The 17,732-nt window shown below is 42.8% G+C and carries 20 protein-coding genes; all 20 read right to left on the reverse strand.

Going from position 1 to position 17,732, the window contains the following annotated elements; genetic code table 11:
- Window positions 1-14 precede the first annotated feature (14 nt).
- The 20 genes from BLV00_RS14960 to flhB all read right to left on the reverse strand — a co-directional run bounded on the left by BLV00_RS14960 (window position 15) and on the right by flhB (window position 17,731).
- A complete protein-coding gene (locus tag BLV00_RS14960) occupies window positions 15-806 on the reverse strand; it encodes a phosphatidate cytidylyltransferase (RefSeq protein WP_093045779.1) in 792 nt (263 codons plus the stop codon).
- A gap of 14 nt (window positions 807-820) precedes the next feature.
- Window positions 821-1,588 carry an undecaprenyl pyrophosphate synthase gene (locus tag BLV00_RS14965; protein ID WP_093045780.1) on the reverse strand — a complete coding sequence of 256 codons (768 nt, stop codon included), beginning with the start codon at window positions 1,586-1,588 and terminating at the stop codon, window positions 821-823.
- Window positions 1,589-1,826: 238 nt separating this feature from the next.
- Window positions 1,827-2,384: a ribosome recycling factor gene (gene frr / locus BLV00_RS14970; protein WP_093045781.1), complete on the reverse strand. Its 558-nt coding sequence runs from the start codon at window positions 2,382-2,384 to the stop codon at window positions 1,827-1,829.
- Window positions 2,385-2,386: 2 nt separating this feature from the next.
- Window positions 2,387-3,109, reverse strand: coding sequence for a UMP kinase (gene pyrH / locus BLV00_RS14975; RefSeq protein ID WP_093045782.1), 723 nt, complete (start codon window positions 3,107-3,109; stop codon window positions 2,387-2,389).
- Window positions 3,110-3,236: 127 nt separating this feature from the next.
- Entirely contained in the window at window positions 3,237-4,121 is an 885-nt protein-coding gene (gene tsf, locus BLV00_RS14980; protein ID WP_093045783.1) for a translation elongation factor Ts, read from the reverse strand.
- Window positions 4,122-4,308: 187 nt separating this feature from the next.
- Entirely contained in the window at window positions 4,309-5,052 is a 744-nt protein-coding gene (rpsB, locus tag BLV00_RS14985; protein ID WP_093045784.1) for a 30S ribosomal protein S2, read from the reverse strand.
- A gap of 154 nt (window positions 5,053-5,206) precedes the next feature.
- Window positions 5,207-5,623 (reverse strand): DUF6115 domain-containing protein, encoded by a 417-nt coding sequence (locus BLV00_RS14990; RefSeq protein ID WP_143030734.1) that lies wholly within the window; start codon window positions 5,621-5,623, stop codon window positions 5,207-5,209.
- A gap of 125 nt (window positions 5,624-5,748) precedes the next feature.
- Window positions 5,749-6,480: a FapA family protein gene (locus BLV00_RS22695; RefSeq protein WP_342722862.1), complete on the reverse strand. Its 732-nt coding sequence runs from the start codon at window positions 6,478-6,480 to the stop codon at window positions 5,749-5,751.
- 50 nt (window positions 6,481-6,530) lie between these two features.
- On the reverse strand, window positions 6,531-7,121 hold the full coding sequence (locus tag BLV00_RS22700) for a flagellar assembly protein A (RefSeq protein ID WP_093045787.1): 591 nt from the start codon (window positions 7,119-7,121) through the stop codon (window positions 6,531-6,533).
- A 21-nt stretch (window positions 7,122-7,142) separates the two neighbouring features.
- Complete coding sequence (locus BLV00_RS15005; RefSeq protein WP_093045788.1) at window positions 7,143-7,919, reverse strand: FliA/WhiG family RNA polymerase sigma factor; 777 nt, start codon at window positions 7,917-7,919, stop codon at window positions 7,143-7,145.
- 49 nt (window positions 7,920-7,968) lie between these two features.
- Window positions 7,969-8,277 carry a hypothetical protein gene (locus tag BLV00_RS15010; protein WP_093045789.1) on the reverse strand — a complete coding sequence of 103 codons (309 nt, stop codon included), beginning with the start codon at window positions 8,275-8,277 and terminating at the stop codon, window positions 7,969-7,971.
- Window positions 8,277-8,780 (reverse strand): chemotaxis protein CheD, encoded by a 504-nt coding sequence (locus BLV00_RS15015; protein ID WP_093045790.1) that lies wholly within the window; start codon window positions 8,778-8,780, stop codon window positions 8,277-8,279. The genes BLV00_RS15010 and BLV00_RS15015 overlap by 1 nt, the downstream gene beginning before the upstream one ends.
- On the reverse strand, window positions 8,773-9,405 hold the full coding sequence (locus BLV00_RS15020; protein ID WP_425441690.1) for a chemotaxis protein CheC: 633 nt from the start codon (window positions 9,403-9,405) through the stop codon (window positions 8,773-8,775). The genes BLV00_RS15015 and BLV00_RS15020 overlap by 8 nt, the downstream gene beginning before the upstream one ends.
- 6 nt (window positions 9,406-9,411) lie before the next feature.
- Window positions 9,412-9,882, reverse strand: coding sequence for a chemotaxis protein CheW (locus tag BLV00_RS15025; RefSeq protein WP_093045791.1), 471 nt, complete (start codon window positions 9,880-9,882; stop codon window positions 9,412-9,414).
- 30 nt (window positions 9,883-9,912) lie between these two features.
- Window positions 9,913-11,949 (reverse strand): chemotaxis protein CheA, encoded by a 2,037-nt coding sequence (locus BLV00_RS15030; RefSeq protein ID WP_093045792.1) that lies wholly within the window; start codon window positions 11,947-11,949, stop codon window positions 9,913-9,915.
- Between the two features lie 12 nt (window positions 11,950-11,961).
- Entirely contained in the window at window positions 11,962-12,603 is a 642-nt protein-coding gene (locus tag BLV00_RS15035) for a CheB methylesterase domain-containing protein (RefSeq protein ID WP_093045793.1), read from the reverse strand.
- 5 nt (window positions 12,604-12,608) lie between these two features.
- Entirely contained in the window at window positions 12,609-13,481 is an 873-nt protein-coding gene (locus tag BLV00_RS15040; RefSeq protein ID WP_093045794.1) for a MinD/ParA family protein, read from the reverse strand.
- Window positions 13,474-14,604 carry a flagellar biosynthesis GTPase FlhF gene (flhF, locus tag BLV00_RS15045; protein WP_093045795.1) on the reverse strand — a complete coding sequence of 377 codons (1,131 nt, stop codon included), beginning with the start codon at window positions 14,602-14,604 and terminating at the stop codon, window positions 13,474-13,476. The genes BLV00_RS15040 and flhF overlap by 8 nt, the downstream gene beginning before the upstream one ends.
- Window positions 14,601-16,634, reverse strand: a complete 2,034-nt coding sequence (gene flhA / locus BLV00_RS15050; protein WP_093045796.1) for a flagellar biosynthesis protein FlhA — start codon at window positions 16,632-16,634, stop codon at window positions 14,601-14,603. The genes flhF and flhA overlap by 4 nt, the downstream gene beginning before the upstream one ends.
- A gap of 17 nt (window positions 16,635-16,651) precedes the next feature.
- Window positions 16,652-17,731: a flagellar biosynthesis protein FlhB gene (gene flhB / locus BLV00_RS15055; protein WP_093045797.1), complete on the reverse strand. Its 1,080-nt coding sequence runs from the start codon at window positions 17,729-17,731 to the stop codon at window positions 16,652-16,654.
- Window position 17,732: the final 1 nt, after the last annotated feature.

Genomic DNA, 17,732 nt, shown 5'->3' on the forward strand with positions numbered 1-17,732 from the left:
ACTTCTATTGAATGCTATGAAATGAAATTTATGAAATGTAATACCGGTAAAATAAAAATCAAGCTGTCAAACCGGTCAAGTACACCGCCATGACCAGGAAGGATATTTCCAGAGTCCTTTACAGCGTAATGCCGTTTAAATGCAGATTCGACGAGATCGCCGATTTGACCGAAAAAAGATACAACAATCGTAACGATCACTACGATGATTGTTGAAGAGTGCACTGGATAGAAGATCTGGAAGACGAGCGCCACGATACATGCCAGGACAATACCACCTACGGCCCCTTCGACCGTCTTTTTAGGACTGATTTTCGGCCAGAGCTTATGCTTGCCGAATGCCCGTCCAAACAAATAGGCCCCTGTATCCGTTGCCCAAATGACAAACAGCGCATAAAAAACGAAATGCAATCCGCTCTCGCGCGTCTCAATCAAATAATGAAAGCCCATCCCTACATAAATGGCGGAAATTAATAAAAAACCCGCATCATCAAAAGTAAAACGGTTTTTCACCAGCACGGTATAGCTTAGCAGGATCAATACTGCCAGCAATGTCAATTCAGACTTGGTGACTTCCACCTCTTCCACTCCGAAGACTTCTCCAAACGGAAACATTAGCGCCCATAACAAAAGAAGGGTAATAATCGAAGGAAAAGAATAACGGGATATCTTTTTCATTCGTATCAATTCAAAAATTCCTATACTGGCAATCAGGTAAACGAATATTTTAAAAGGCCATTCCCCCAGTACTATCAAGGGAAGGAAGATAAGCGCTCCCACAATTGCTGTAATGGTTCTTTGTTTCATGCTACTTCAACACCTTATACTCCGCCGTAACGACGTTTTCTGTTTTGATAATCGTACAGCGCTTTTTCAAAGTATGCTTCGTTAAAATCCGGCCAGTATACATCGGTGAACCAAAATTCACTATAGGCCAGCTGCCAGAGCAGGAAGTTGCTCAGACGCTGTTCCCCGCTTGTACGTATCAATAAATCTGGTTCTTTTAAATCGGCTGTATACAAATGCCTGGAAATACAGCCTTCATCTATTTCATCCACATCCAGATTCCCTTGTTTCACTTCATCAGCTACTACCTTGACAGCTTCTACCATTTCGTACCGGCTGCCGTAATTCAAAGCAAAATTTAATATAAGTCCAGTATTGTTTTTGGTACGGTCCTTCGCCTCTTGGACGGCCGTTTTTGTATGTTCAGGTAATCTCTCGAAATCACCGATTGTTTCGACGCGTACGTTCTTTTCAATCAGTTCCGGGAGATATGTATTTAAAAACTCCATGGGTAATTTCATCAGGAATTCCACTTCAGTTTTCGGGCGCTTCCAATTTTCCGTGGAGAAAGCATAAAGAGTCAGCACATCAATTCCCAGGTTCGAGGCATGCCTGACAACCTTTTTGACGACATTCATGCCTTCTTTGTGCCCTGCGATTCTAGGCAGTCCTTTATTTTTTGCCCATCTTCCATTTCCATCCATGATAATAGCGACATGACGTGGCAATTGCTTATAATCTAACCCAGGAGTTTGGGGTTCAGGTTTTGATTTTGATTTAGTAAATGGAAATTTGATTGGCATTTCGACATCCTCCAATAAGGATACTTATCTTATTTATTATACTATAATCCTACACCATGAGTATAATGACATAAAGCAAAACACGAAAAGATTCGATTACTTTTTCTTAATAATAACGGCAAAATAGAAAGCCGCGCCAGTTGCAGCGCGGCTTTTTTACTTTAAAGTACTATTAAAAGGAAACAGTTCATTCCGCGTCCAATTGGTACGTCACTGAAAGGGACGCTTGCGCTTGTGTTTAAACTTCCATGATTTCTGCTTCTTTGTTTTTGGAAAGCTCATCGACTTTCGCAACATGATTATCCGTTGCTTTTTGCACATCGTCCTGGAATCCACGTAATTCATCTTCTGTAAGTTCTCCGTCCTTTTCAAGCTTTTTCAATTTGTCATTGCTCTCACGACGGATGTTACGGATTTGTACTTTTGCTTCTTCCGCATACTTCCCTACTACTTTTACAAGATCTTTACGACGCTCTTCTGTTAAAGCGGGGATATTGATACGGATGATGTTTCCATCACTTGAAGGAGATAAGCCAAGATCGGCTTTCTGAATTCCTTTTTCAATATCCGCAATCGCAGACTTATCATAAGGTGTGATGACCAGCAATCTCGCTTCTGGTGCAGAAACTTGAGCCAGTTGGTTCAAAGGGGTAGAAGCGCCATAGTAGTCAACATGGACACTATCTAATAGGTTAGGGTTCGCGCGACCCGCACGTACTGTCGCCAACTGACGGGAATAGGCTTGCACAGCTTGTTCCATTTTCGTATTCGTTTCTTTGATCACTTCATTGGACATGTTTATTTCCCCCTTACAATCGTTCCGATATTTTCACCTAGAACTGCTTTTTTGATATTACCCTCTTCAGTAATCGAGAATACCAGTAAAGCAATGTCGTTGTCCATACATAAAGATGATGCCGTTGAATCCATAACGCCTAATCCCTCATTTAAAACATCCATATAAGAAAGCTGATCGTACTTTTCAGCATCTTTATTGATTTTAGGATCTGCATTATAGACACCATCCACATTATTCTTAGCCATAAGAATCACATCTGCTTCTACTTCTGCAGCACGAAGCGCCGCAGTGGTATCCGTGGAGAAATAAGGGTTACCCGTACCTGCCGCAAAAATGACGACTCGTTTTTTCTCTAGGTGACGGATTGCTTTTCTACGGATGTAAGGTTCAGCCACCTGGCGCATTTCAATCGAAGTTTGTACACGGGTAGGAATGCCGTTATTTTCCAGGCTGTCTTGCAATGCAAGAGAATTCATAACAGTAGCAAGCATTCCCATATAATCAGCATTTGCCCTGTCCATGCCCATTTCACTTCCGACTTTCCCTCGCCAAATGTTACCGCCACCTACTACCACGGCAATTTCTACTCCTAGTTCGGCGACTTCTTTGATTTGTTTGGCTACAGATTGGATGATAGCAGGGTCAATGCCATATCCTTGCTTTCCACTTAAGGCTTCACCACTTAGTTTCAATACGATTCGTCGGTAACGAGCTGCAGTCATAGTAACCTCCATATACCTATTTTATCTGAATGTTTGTTATTCGTTCTTAAAAAGAAGCTGGTTTCAAGATATGTAGCATGTTTTAAAATAGGGAACACCATGTGTGTCCCCTATTCTTCAGGCATGCTTATTTTTTAACTTGGCTCATAACTTCTTCAGCAAAGTTGTCTTCACGCTTTTCCATGCCTTCGCCTACTGCATAGCGTACGAAACCTTTTACAGAACCGCCTGTAGATTCGACGAACTTTTTAACTTTTTGATCTGGATCTTTTACGAAGCTTTGTTCAAGCAGGCAAATTTCCTCAAAGAATTTACCTAAGCGGCCTTCTACCATTTTTTCAACAATATGCTCAGGCTTGCCTTCATTCAACGCTTGAGTCTTAAGCATTTCACGTTCTTTGTTTACTTCTTCTTCAGAGACCTCATCACGGGATACATAACGAGGGTTGACAGCAGCGGTATGCATCGCTACATCTTTAGCTGCAGCTTCATCAGTCGTACCCTCCAGAAGAGTTAGTACGCCGATGTTTCCACCCATGTGAATGTAAGCACCGAAAGCGTCGTTATCTGTTTTGTTAAGAATGGTGAAACGGCGAAGAGAAATTTTCTCACCGATTTTAGCAATCGTGGAATTGATATATTCGTTTACAGTATCGCCTTCGCCATGAAGCTTTTGCTCCAAAGCTTCTTCTGCTGTAGCAGGCTTTTGAGAAAGTAAGTGCTTGCCAAGCTCCTGAAGAAGAGCTTTGAATTGATCGTTCTTTGTGACGAAGTCAGTTTCGCAGTTGACTTCAAGCAATACAGCAGTGTTTCCATCAACTTCAACGTGTGCAGAACCTTCTGCTGCGATACGATCCGCCTTCTTTTGTGCTTTAGAGATACCTTTTTCGCGAAGCCATTCCATCGCTTTGTCCATATCTCCATCTGATTCCGTTAGTGCTTTTTTACAATCCATCATACCTGCACCAGTTTTTTCGCGCAGTTCTTTTACCATTTTAGCAGTTACAGCCATGTTATTTCCTCCTTTAGAAATTTAGCATTCAACGTATGCTTTATTAGTTAAATTTAAACAAAGAAGAAAAGGAAGTCCGGCTTCGGGTGGAAGCTAGATTGCATACACTTGCGTCCTAAGGCCTCTGAACATCCTCTTTAAAAAAGGTGATAAAAGGTTCACCCTCTTATCACCTTTGAAACCTTTGTTACTCGGTTGCAGCTTCTGCTTCTTCAGCTGGAGCAGACTCTTCTGCAACTTCAGTTTCTTCCCCTTGCTTCGCTTCAAGAACAGCGTCAGCCATTTTAGAAGTAAGCAATTTAACAGCACGAATCGCATCGTCATTTGCTGGAATGACATAATCGATTTCGTCCGGGTCACAGTTTGTATCTACAATTCCGACAATAGGAATGTTCAGTTTATGAGCTTCAGCAATAGCAATGCGCTCTTTACGCGGGTCAATAACGAACATTGCATCAGGAAGACTCTTCATTTCTTTAATACCGCCTAAGAATTTGACTAGACGATCTTTTTCTTTAAGAAGACCGACTACTTCTTTCTTAGGAAGTACGTCGAAAGTTCCGTCTTCTTCCATGCGCTCGATATCTTTCAAACGATTGATACGCTTGCGGATAGTTTGGAAGTTTGTCAATGTACCACCCAACCAGCGTTGGTTGATGTAATACATACCACAGCGGGTAGCTTCATCGCGTACTGTTTCTTGTGCTTGTTTTTTTGTACCGACGAAAAGAATGTTTCCGCCGTCAGCAGCTACGTCCTTGACGTAGTTGAATGCTTCATCTACTTTTTTGACCGTCTTTTGAAGGTCGATGATGTAGATGCCGTTACGCTCCGTGAAGATGTATTTTTTCATCTTCGGGTTCCAGCGGCGAGTTTGGTGTCCGAAATGAACACCAGCTTCAAGCAGCTGTTTCATTGAAATTACAGACATGTTAATTCCTCCTGTTTGGTTTTTTTAGTATCCTCCGGCCACTTCATCTTCCTTCCGAAACTCATGTATAGAGCACCCTCGGCAGGAATCTGCAACCGTGTGTATTGACACCAAAAGTAAATATATCATAAGCCATTGGTGCAATCAAGTATAATCACATATTTTGTTGATTGAATTTCAAAATCAAGGCAATTTCTGTCTTACCCCTGTTTAATTTGCGGGCGATTTCCTCAACAGCGTAACCCTGGTCTTCCAGTGCAAATACCTGGGTCGAGATAGAAGGTTCATAGTTTACTTGTTCATTTCCCGGCATAAGAGGCTGGTAAACCGGCTTTGATTGTTTCTCAAAGTTCTGTTGTCCACGGGTACGGACAGGATTTTCTTCTCCAGAAACACGATTTCGCCCCGGGTGTGAAGGGGAAAAATGGGGCTCTGTTTTTCCTTCCATATCAAGCATTTGCTGTAAACGTTCATTTTCTTCTTTGATTTCAAGCAGATATGCGGTAAACATCTGTTCTATATCCTCTGCTACTTGCTTTTGGCGAGTCTCGAGTTCTTCTGCTCTCTTCACCCTCGTGGACAGGATAACCATGCTCAGTATCAGAACGCCGTGTACTATAAAACTAATGATCAATAAAAAAGTAACCATTAAACAACCCCCGCTATTTCCAAAATCCTTTCAAATATATACTTTCCTTATCCCAGAGAGCGAATCACGATTTCTCCTTTCGTAAGTGTAGCATATACATTAGTAATCGGACGGAAGATTTTCCTATGATACATGCCGAAACCGATTTCCACATTAGAGTACAATGTGCCATTAATGGAAAGCCTTGTATCTTTTAATTCCCCAATATCACTCTTCAGCTCACTTAACTCTTCTAAAAGAACTTGCCTTCTAAGTTCATAATTATGTAATGAATTTTTTTGACGCAGCATCGTCACCCGTTCTTTTGGGGTTAATTCTCCGGTTTTATGTTTCTTATTATCCAGATGATTACCAATCAATCGTAATTTTTTTATATTATCTTCAAGTATCGTATGTTCATCCTGCAACGTTTCTTCTCTTGCTTTCACCTTTTTATTCACACCTAAATACAATTCAGTGATGGTGCTCATACGGTTTCCAGCATCTTTCGCTTCTATTGCGCGTCCGGCCGATAATACACCGCCAATAATATGACCTTGTTGACAATAAATATCCCCTTTGGCAATCACTTCACTGTGGAGTATGGATTTTTCTACAAAAAGGTTTCCTCCAGCCTCGACCATGCTTTGATTGATATACCCAAGACGAACGTCCATCCCAGCAGTGATTTCCGATTTTCCCTGTCCAGCTATTCCTTCTGTTATCGTAATTGTTCCCCCAGCATCCAGTTTCGCTCCCTCTACGAGCCCTTTCACTGTGATATCGCCTTCTGCTTTAATTTGATAACCTGTTGGAACATTTCCTCTTACAGTGACCGAACCGACAAAGTCTAAATTGTACGCATATCCAAATCACCGTTAACCTCATAAGAAGGGAGCACGTTTAGTGCATGGCCCCTAATATTTAATTGTCCGGAAGCCCTGGCATAAAAAGCATTATCCGCCGGGTTCATTTGAACGTTTTCTCCAGCAATCATACGTGCGGCACGTCCTGGTTTTCCTTGTATTATTTCACCAAGTATATTTTCCCCAGGCGTTCCTGGTCCAGGAGGTACAATGACTGCAATCCGTTCTCCTGCTTCTACGGAAGGGATATGGATGATATCCCTGAAACTAACTTTCTCTTTATCATTAATCGTATGGGTGTAGGGCTTATCGAATAATACTTGTCCATCTTCCCCTTTAATAGGTTCCGTTCCTACAGCGGCTAAGATTGGAAACAACGTGGTATCTTCTGCTGCTGCCACTTGTTCAATCAATTCGAGATTAATACCGAACTGCACATGATGGTGTTGCAAAAATTCCAATAGCACTTCCCTTGATAGCGGAAATGGCAGATCATCATCTTTTCTGATGTCCAATTCCACCTTCATCTTATCTTTTGCTATTCTTATCATTAAATAATCGTGATCCATTTCCATGCTATCACCTCTAGCTGATCATCAATCCAACAATAACCCTGCAAGTCCATCTTTCAATTTGAATAATGCCTTTGCATGAATTTGTGAAATCCGGGAAGTCGTCAATCCTAGCACATGACCGATTTCGGTCAAAGTAAGTTCTTCATAATAAAACAGGCTGATAACAAGTTGTTCTTTCTCTTTCAACTTTTTTATTCCTTCTGCCAGATCCTGATGGTTTTCCTGTTGCACCAAATTTTTTTCAGGGGTCAATGTTTTCGTGTCGGGGAGTGTGTAACCTATCCCTTCCTTATGTTCACTGTCGCCATCCTTAGATTTATCTTCCATGGATAGCACATGGGCAAATAAGGAATCTTTAATGACTTCAGCTACCTCTTCTTCTCCCATGTCCAATGCTTCTCCTATTTCTTTTGCGGAAGGGGGGCGCTGCAACTGCTGCTCCATACATTCTGATACGTGTTCGATTTTTTTAGCCTTGTCTCTTACAGACCGAGGCAGCCAATCTTCTTTACGCAATCCATCCATGATGGCTCCGCGAATTCTGAATGACGCATATGTATCAAATTTCAAATCGCGATTGATATCAAATTTTTTAAGAGCATCATATAACCCCAGCAGTCCTAAACTTTTAATATCTTCTTTATTTACACTTGAAGGCAAATGGGCAGATATTCGCTGCACATGAAAGTTTACAAGATGAAGATGTTTTTCAATCAATTCATTTGCAGCTTCCATATCTTCTTCGTGCTGCCACTGACTCCATAGTTCTTGTTCCTTTGCAGATAACGAGTTTGCCATACAACCCCTCCTTCTTCTAACAAGGTAATTCATACGTAAGATGAAACTATTAATCTTCGTTTAAGAGCTGCCTGATCGTTTCCGAAGCTTGTTTGGCGACCGGCTCTTCCCGGGTAAAGTTTCTATCTTTTTCGACTTTTGACGTTTTCTCCGTATTGTGATCTACTTTTTGGTGATTGGTTCTATTAATATAGTGAAATGCCCATCGGAATGAAAAAGCGAGTACGTACATGAAAATAAATACAGAAGCGGCTCGAATCATAGATGTATCAAGTGAATTATTTTGCAGTGATAAAATTAATGATAAACAAAAACCGAACACAGCAAAGGATAAGTTCCACAAAAGATTTCCCGCCATTATATTTCAGCCACCCCTCTATCCGCCGTCTTCACCTGCAGTATGTTGGTAGCAGGGTCGAACACCACTGTCCGGCCAGCTGTGCCACCAATATCCTCCGCTACCAACGGAATCCGGTGAGCTTCCAGCTGCTGCCTGACAGCCTTTACGTTTCTCGGTCCTATGCGAGCCAACCCATCATCTTTTTGTGAAGCGAACGGAAACATTTGTGCTCCACCTGCGATTTTAGCTTTTAACATGTACCCGGCAATATGGTGTTTCTTAAAACCCGCTAATAATGCCTGGATGGCTGTGTCGGCATATTTAGCCTGATTGAGCGACGGACTATGGTTTAAACTGCTACTTGGAAGCATGACATGGGCCATCCCTGCCACTTGTCTATGTCTGGTAAATAATATGACAGCCACACAGGAACCCAGCCCTGAGGTCTTGAGCATGTCGGGTGTTGTTACAAAATTCATGTCTGCAATACCCACTTTCACGACCTTCGCCACTTTAATCATGGGCGTTTACTCCCAGTGAAGTGAATATCTTCTGATAAGAATCGGGGTCAGGCAATAGAAAAAAGTGACCGCGGATATCTTGCGTGGACCCGGTTTCATCCACTAGCAGTGTTTCCACGACTATCGCCTGATCGCTATACTGAGATAATTCAAGTAATCCATAGCTTAATACAGCACCCACCATATCGATCGCTAATGCAGGCACCGAGGGCTGGAGGTTCATGTTTGTAAAATCAGCTAATGATGTTAAGTAAGAGCCAGTAAGGATATTGCCCAATTCCTGCATAGCAGAGACTGCCATATCATCATAGGGGGGGTCTGTGAATTGACATGAAACGACACCGGTCATTTGCTTGACAAACATGCCAGCCTGCATTGGGGACAATACGAAAAACATATTCCCCGGGGCATCACCATGGATGCGAAGGTAAACAGCAACTACCCTTTCTTCCGGACCGCCTGCCAAATTCATCATTTCATCAAAATCTACTACTTTCACTGCTGGTACATGCATTTCAATTTTTCTATCTAATAATAAGGATAGGGATGTCGCTGCATGACCAGCCCCGATATTACCTATTTCTTTTAATACATCTAAGTCCAACTCACTGAATTCATTCATCATTCAACGTTACCCTTCTACTGTCTTAATGACTTCTATCTCATCTTCGTGAAGTACTTTGTGAAGATCCAGCAGTATTAACAACCTGTCTTCTAGTTTTGCAATTCCTCTTATGTAGTCTGTTTCTACCGTACCGACAACGGACGGAGGGGGTTCTACCATAGCCCCTGGTATGTCGGTTACATCGTTAGCAGCATCAACAATCATTCCCACCTTGATGTCATCCATATATACAATGATGATTCTGGTATTTTCTGATTGATCACTTTCTTTCATCCCGAAACGGGTCCGTAAATCGATGACTGGAGTAACCACACCTCGAAGATTTATGACCCCTTTAACAAAATCAGCGGTATTCGGCACACGTGTAATCGCCTGTGTCCGCTCTATCGACCCTACTTGTTGTACCGGAACTGCATATTCTTCTTTATTCAATTCAAACACGATCACTTTTAAATCCTCTTCAACCGTTGTGCTCACCTATTAGCCCTCCTTTATTTATCTAAACCGTTACTTGATTAACGTATCGCTGTCTAATACCAGTGCGACCTGACCATCTCCAAGTATTGTAGCCCCTGAAATTGCGAAGGCTTCCGATAGATACTCTCCTAAAGTTTTCAGGACAATTTCTTGCTGCCCAATAAAAGAATCTACCACGATTCCTGCTGACTTATCACCTTTTCGAACAATCACTACCGGATAGTTGTCGTTTTCTCCCTTTCCTTTTAAGTCAAATAGTTGCTTAATAAAGATCAACGGAATCATCCTACCACGAAAATCAATCATTTTTTGGTTGTGGGCATCCTTCATATCAGCAGGGGTAATCATAGCTGTTTCGATAATAGAAGATAAAGGAATCGCAAAAGTGTCTGACTCCAGCTTCACCAGTAAGGCAGAGATAATGGACAGGGTTAGTGGCAATTGGATAGAAAATTTACTGCCTTCCCCAAAAACAGAAGAAATATCTATCGTCCCGCCTAATGACTCTATCGTATTCTTGACCACATCTAATCCGACACCACGCCCGGAAACATCTGAGATTTTATCTGCCGTAGAAAAACCGCTTGCCATGAGTAATTCATAGACTTGCTTATCAGAAAGCTTTGCTGATTGTTCCTGGGTAATTACTGCATGATGGATTGCCTTGCTTAGAACTTTTTCACGACTGATTCCAGCCCCATCATCAGATATCTCAATAAATACATGATTGCCGCTATGGTAGGCATGAAGTCTCAGTGTCCCTTCCGGAGGTTTTCCTTTTCCTGCTCTTTCGTCCGGTGATTCAATCCCATGGTCAATGGCATTTCGAATCAGATGAACAATAGGATCTCCAATTTCATCAATTACCGTCCGATCCAGTTCCGTATCTGCGCCTGAAATTTCAAGGTTGATATGTTTTCCCAGGTCTTTTGCCAACTGCCTGACCATACGAGGAAAACGATTGAAAACCTGATCGACTGGAACCATTCGCATGTTTAAAATAATATCTTGCAGGTCTCCGGAAGTTCTGGCCATTCTTTCTACCGTTTCCTGTAATTCCTTGTGCTCTAATTCTTTTGATAGCTGTTCCAGTCTGCCCCTGTCTATAACCAGCTCTTCAAATAAATTCATTAAGATATCGAGCCGATCGATGTTAACACGAATGGTTTTGTTACCAGAGGCACGTTTTCCTGATGTATCAGGCACTTGATCTTTTACTCCGTTTGCTTCCGCAGGCTTTTCGATGGGATGGCAGCTATCATCTTCCGGTTGTTCAAATTGTTCAGGTAAAGGAGAGTCTCCTCCTGTTCCAGTTAAGGAAAAAGGGGTGACAACGACCTCTTCGATTTCAGACACTTTACTGATACTGCTTTGCACGTTTTCTCCCTTTTCCTGGGTAACTAAAAGAACAGAAAAACTACTTTCAAATTGCTCATTTTCCAATTCATCAATAGAAGGTAACGCCTTGATGACTTCGCCTGCCCGCTCTAAAACTTCGAACACCATATAAACCCTGGCTGCTTTCAAAAGGCAATCTTCATGCAGTGATATGGTGATATCCAGGAGGTGATACCCAGTCGCTTCCGCTTCTTGTAACACAGTTGTTTCGAACTCATCCAAATAGTATTCTATGGGTTTCTCTTGGGAATCAGACTGAACACGTTCTGTATCTGCCCCCACTGGCATTTTTCCTGATTCGATCGCTTCTATCTTGGATGCGATCGCCGTAACATCACTTCTTCCTTGTCCACCATCCGAAATATCCATGATCATAGCTTCTAAATATTCAACCGCTTCAAAAAGGACATCAACCACCAGTGTGTCAACAATAATCTCACCATTCCGTAAAGCGTCCAATACGTTCTCCATTTTATGGGTCAAGTCAGCCAGGTCCTGAAATCCCATGGTGGCTGCCATCCCTTTCAATGTATGGGCTGAACGAAAAATTTCCTGGATAATGGTTAAATCCTTCGGATTGCGTTCCAGCTCAAGCAGCTGGTCATTTACCGTCTGGAGATTTTCTTTGCTTTCCTCGATGAAAATATCCAAATATTGATTCACTTCCATTTAAATTTCCCCCTACACCCTGATAACGTCCAAGATTGTTTTTCCAATTGCATCCACTGAAACCATGGCATTGTGCAATCGGCGGCTCACAACTGCCTTTGGCATCCCATAAACTACACAGGATTCCCGCGCTTCGGCAATGACATAAGCGTGCCGGTTAGCTTGTTTCAGTTTCTCGATGCCTTTCCATCCATCTGTTCCCATTCCTGTCATTATGACAGCTACCGGTTGGTAATCCGTTAGCCGGGCAACCGATTCCATCAACACATCGACCGAAGGCCGGTGCCCGTTAACACGGTCGGTTTGGTTCAGGTCCACTAGTAACGTCTTACCTGCTGCTTTTAATCTGAGATGATAATTACCGGGAGTTATGTATGCCGTACCATTCTCGAGTATTTCTCCATGTTCAGCTTCCTTCACTCTCATTGGAGCAGCCATATTCAACCGATGTGCAAGAGAATTAGTAAAACCTGCCGGCATATGTTGGACGATGAGCACAGGAGCAGGGAATTCTGAAGGAAGACTGCCTAATACATACTGCAGGGCCCTTGGTCCCCCGGTGGAAGTGCCGATAACAACAATTGGTTTCGACTGTGAAAGGTGACTGTCATTAAAAGGGTGAGGCACCTTGTCCTGAAATAATGTCTTAGCCATACGTTCTACCTTTCTGTAACCAGCCGCTTAAGTTTTGTGACAAAGCTTGTGGCTGGGGGTCGAGTGATATCAAGCTTATTCTCCAAGTATTGATCGGTTATATGCTGTACCGCCTTTGAAGCAGGAGAATTCTGGTTAAGAAGTAAAAACGGCACCTGACGAGCAACAGCTTTCATTACCTGATTATCGTCTGGAAGAATCCCCATCGGGTGCAACTCTTTGGTCAAAAACTGCTGCACTACCTTTTGGAGTCGTTCCATTGCTTCTTTACCGGCTTGCCGGCTGTATGCACGATTGATCAGTGTGTATATTTTGATCTCCTTTTCCATTCGATAAATATGTTTTAATATGGCATAAGCATCAGTCATTGATGTAGGCTCATGAGTAGTGACCAATATTGCTTCCTCTGCAGCAAGAATGAAACTTAAACTGTCCTGGCTGATTCCTGCTCCCATATCAAAAATGATATAGTCATAATCTTTGGTAATCTGATCGAATTGGGACAAGAAATACTCGAACCTTTCGGCATCCAGCTGAAAAAAATCACTCAACCCCGAGCCCCCTGCTATGTATGTCAGTGATTCCGGTCCATGAGTAAGAAGGTCTTGCATCGACAAACCTTCCTTGAATAAATCGACTAAATTATATTTAGCTGACGAGCCTGTTAATATATCAATGTTACCCATGCCGATATCGAGATCAAAGACCAACACCCGCTGCTGTCGCTGGGACAACGCCAAGGCAAAGTTTAATGCAAAGTTCGACTTACCGACTCCTCCCTTTCCACTAATCACTGCTAAAGTTTTTGCGCGAGCGGATTGTTGGGTGACCTGTTTAGCCAATAAGCGGTCTCGAAGCTTCTGTGCCTGATCATGCATCACGTCGGTCACCTGCGATTCGGGAAGCTATCCATTGCGCTGACGCTGTCTGTATGTCATCCGGTACATTTTGACCGTTGGTAATGTAAGCGGCCCCGACCTGATTGTTAAGCAACATATTCAATGCACTTCCATATGTGGAAGTTTCATCAGATTTGGTGAAGATCAATTTCCTAATAGGAATATCACTGAACTGATCAAAAATTGCCTGCATATCTTTATAACGGGAGGTCAAAGACAGCACAAGATAGGTTTCCATATCAGTACGGAAATCAATCAGTTTACTTAACTCGTAGACATATTGTGGGTCCCGGAAATTCCTGCCCGCAGTATCTACCAGGACCAAATCATAATTTGTGAATTTATTCCTTGCTTCCATATAATCATCCAGCGAATATGCTACTTCTATAGGCACATCTAATAATTTTGCGTATGTTTTCAATTGATCTATTGCTGCAATGCGGTAGGTATCCGTAGTTATGAACGCTACTTTTTTCTGATCATTCAGTACTGCACGGGCGGCTACTTTTGCGATCGTAGTAGTTTTTCCCACGCCTGTTGGGCCGACGAAATGAACGAACTGGCGGCTGTAATCTACCCCTCCAAAGGTAAAGGAGCTTCCTCTATTTTCAAGAGAATCAAGTAGGATAGATTTCAAACCATTGATAGAGACAGATACCTTTTCCTCGTTTGCTTTCAGCCTGGCGAGCAGATCATCAGCTAACTCTGACGTAATTTCCTGAGCAACAAGGTGATCATAAAGTTCCTGATAGGGTGGTGGATATCCTGTAGGCTGGACAGACTGCTGTTTCTCCACCAACTTTTTCAGCGCTTTAATTTCGGTGATGACTGCTTGATCAGAAACTAAGCCGTGAAGTTGATCGGAAGTGGCCGCTGCTACTTGCTGTTTCTTCTCCATTTTCCAGGCTTGCTTCCTGTGAGGCTGCTTATCTGCCGGGTCGATAGCAGCAATCACTTCGATGTTCTTCTTCTTGAAAAGGCCAAGGAAACCACCACGATGAACTACTTTGGAATTTAAGATTACTGCGTCGTTTCCCATTTCTTTTTTTACCAGGCTCATTACTTTAGGCATAGATTCTGCTTCGAATTTTTTCACTTTCATGCTACGTTCACCACCCCTACACTTTGGACTTCAATTGTCGGTTCCAGCTCATTGTAAGACAACACATTCACTTGCGGCAGGAAGCGTTCGAGCAATTGTTTCAAATACATTCTCACTGCAGGCGAGCAAAGGACAATGGCTGTTTCCTCTTGTAAAGAAAGCTGCTCCACCTGTTCCGCAACGGATTGGATGATCGTTTGCTGCGTTTCCGGATCCAGGGTGAGGTAGCTGCCATGCTCTGTTTGTTGAATATGATCCGCAAGCAGTTTTTCCACCTTGCCGGAAACCGTAATCACTTTCATCGATTGGCCGTCATTGGTGAACTGTCGGGTGATTTGCGGTGAAAGTGACTGCCTGGCATATTCTCCGAGCAGTTCTGTATCGGTGGTCATTTTGCCGAAATCTGCAAGGGTTTCGAATATGATTGGCAGATTTTTAATGGAAACATTTTCACGCAGCAGTTTAGCCAGCACTTTCTGGATGTCTCCGACACTAAGTGGTTCAGGTGTAACCTCATCCACCAGAATTGGGTAAGAAGCCTTCAAATGATCAATCAATTGCTGTGTTTCCTGTCTCCCCAGCAACTGATGGGCATGCTGCTTGATGACTTCAGTAATATGAGTGGAGACGACAGAAGGTGGATCAACCACCGTATAACCGGACAACTCCGCATCATCCTTCACTTCTTCTGTCACCCATTTGGCCGGCAGACCGAAAGCAGGCTCCTGCGTGTCGATTCCATCGATGTCGTCTTCTTCATGCCCCGGACTCATCGCTAAATAATGATCCAGCATAAGTTCCCCCCGTGCCACTTCATTGCCTTTGATTTTCAACCGGTATTCGTTAGGGCTCAATTGAATATTGTCTCTGATGCGGACTACCGGAATCACGATGCCTAGTTCAATCGCAAGCTGGCGCCGGATCATGACGATGCGGTCCAGCAGGTCTCCGCCTTGATTTGTGTCCGCAATCGGAATAAGCCCATAGCCGAATTCGAATTCCACCGGATCCATACTAATCAAATTGACAACATTTTCAGGAGACTTCATTTGATTGCTTTCCTGTTCCTCTTCTTCTTCATCCACTTCGAATTCCTCCGCTTTTGCAGGGCGTGACAACCAGTAGCCTCCGAAGGCGAGAACGGAAGCAATCAAGGTAGTCAAAAAGAAGTTAATCGGTGTCAATCCTAAGAAAAAGATCGTTCCAGCGGCGATATATAATAACTTCGGATCCTGTAACAATTGATCGGATACGTCGGTCCCAAGGTTCCCTTTGGAAGCTACTCTGGTTACTACAATCCCGGTTGCCGTTGAAATCAATAAGGCAGGTATCTGGCTGACGAGTCCGTCACCGACAGTGAGACGCATGTATACATCCACCGCTTCTGCAAAAGACATATCCATCTGGACCATTCCGATAATCAAACCAAAAATGATGTTAATTAATACGATGATTATCCCTGCGATGGCATCCCCTTTGACGAATTTACTTCCCCCATCCATCGCTCCATAAAAGTCGGCTTCCTGTTCAATCTTTTCCCGGCGTTCTTTGGCCTGCTGCTCTGAAATCATGCCGGCATTCAAGTCTGCATCGATACTCATCTGTTTACCTGGCATCGCATCCAAGGTGAATCGGGCCGCGACTTCGGATACACGTTCAGCACCCTTGGTAATGACTAAAAACTGAATGATTACTAAAATGATGAATACAACGAAACCAACAAGCGGATTGTTGCCGATTACAAACGTTCCGAATGTCTCAACGACACCTCCCGCTTCTGCTTTTGACAGAATGGAACGGGTTGTGGAAACATTCAATCCTAATCGGAACAAGGTCATTAATAATAATAAGGAAGGAAATATCGAAAATTGCAAAGCTTCCCTCATGTTCATAGAAACGAGAATGACCATCAATGCAAGTGAAATATTGATCAGTATTAAAAAGCTGAGCAGCCAGCCCGGTAAGGGGATGACTAACATTACGATTATCATGATAACCCCTAATAAAACCGATAAATCTCTCGGTGCCATTGTCTTCTCCCCTTACTCTAGACTTTCTTTTGAATCCGGTATACATATGCCAATATTTCTGCTACTGCTTTATAAAACTGCTCGTCGATGTTATTCCCTATTTCTGTTTCAGCGTATAAAGCCCTTGCCAACGGACGGTTTTCTACCATGACCACTTTGTTCGCCTTGGCCACTTCTTTTATTTTCTGAGCTACAAAATCGATGCCTTTTGCCGATACAAAAGGGGCATCTGATTTATTTTCATCGTACTTAATGGCAATCGCATAGTGTGTCGGATTAGTGATGACAACATCTGCTTCAGGTACTTCACTCATCATCCGCTGCATCGCCATTTGACGCTGTTTTTCTTTGATTTTGGACTTGATCTGCGGGTCTCCTTCAATATTTTTATACTCATCTTTGACATCGTTTTTTGACATCCGGATACTTTTTTCATAATCGTATTTTTGATAGCTGTAATCCAGGACGGAAATCAAAAGAAGAGCCAGAGCGGAAGCAATCCCCATAATCACGGTCGTATGTCCAAAAAACGCGAGTGCTCCATCGAGGGATCGTTGCGACATCATCATCATTTCGTCTTTATTCAGCCAGATGACCGTAAAAGTAATCGTCCCAATCATGGTTATTTTCAATAACGATTTCACCAGCTCGACTAAAGCACGGGCTGAAAAGATTTTCTTGGCACCTTCAATCGGATTAATTTTGTTCAGTTTGAATTTCAACGGTTCGGCAGTGAACATAAAGCCTACCTGGAGCCAATTGGAAGCAAGGCCGGCTATTACTGCTGTCCCCATAATCGGCACGATGACTTTACTTAATTCAACTGTCGTTTCATTAAATACCTGAAAGACATTTTTTTCCGTGACTTCCCAGTGCAAGTATTCCTGGAAAGCATGTTGATACATACCGGTCATGACACTTTTAAGGTAATTCCCTAAAACCATGAACAACGCAAACATAAACAGCATCAGGATAGCCGTGTTTACGTCCTGGCTTTTTGCGACCTGGCCTTTTTTCCGGGAATCCTGTCGCTTTTTCGGTGTTGCTTTTTCTGTTTTTTCCCCGGCAAAAAACTGCAAGTCGAGTTTCAGATGCATA

The sequence above is a fragment of the Thalassobacillus cyri genome, assembly GCF_900107755.1.
Lineage (GTDB): Bacteria > Bacillota > Bacilli > Bacillales > Halobacillaceae > Thalassobacillus > Thalassobacillus cyri.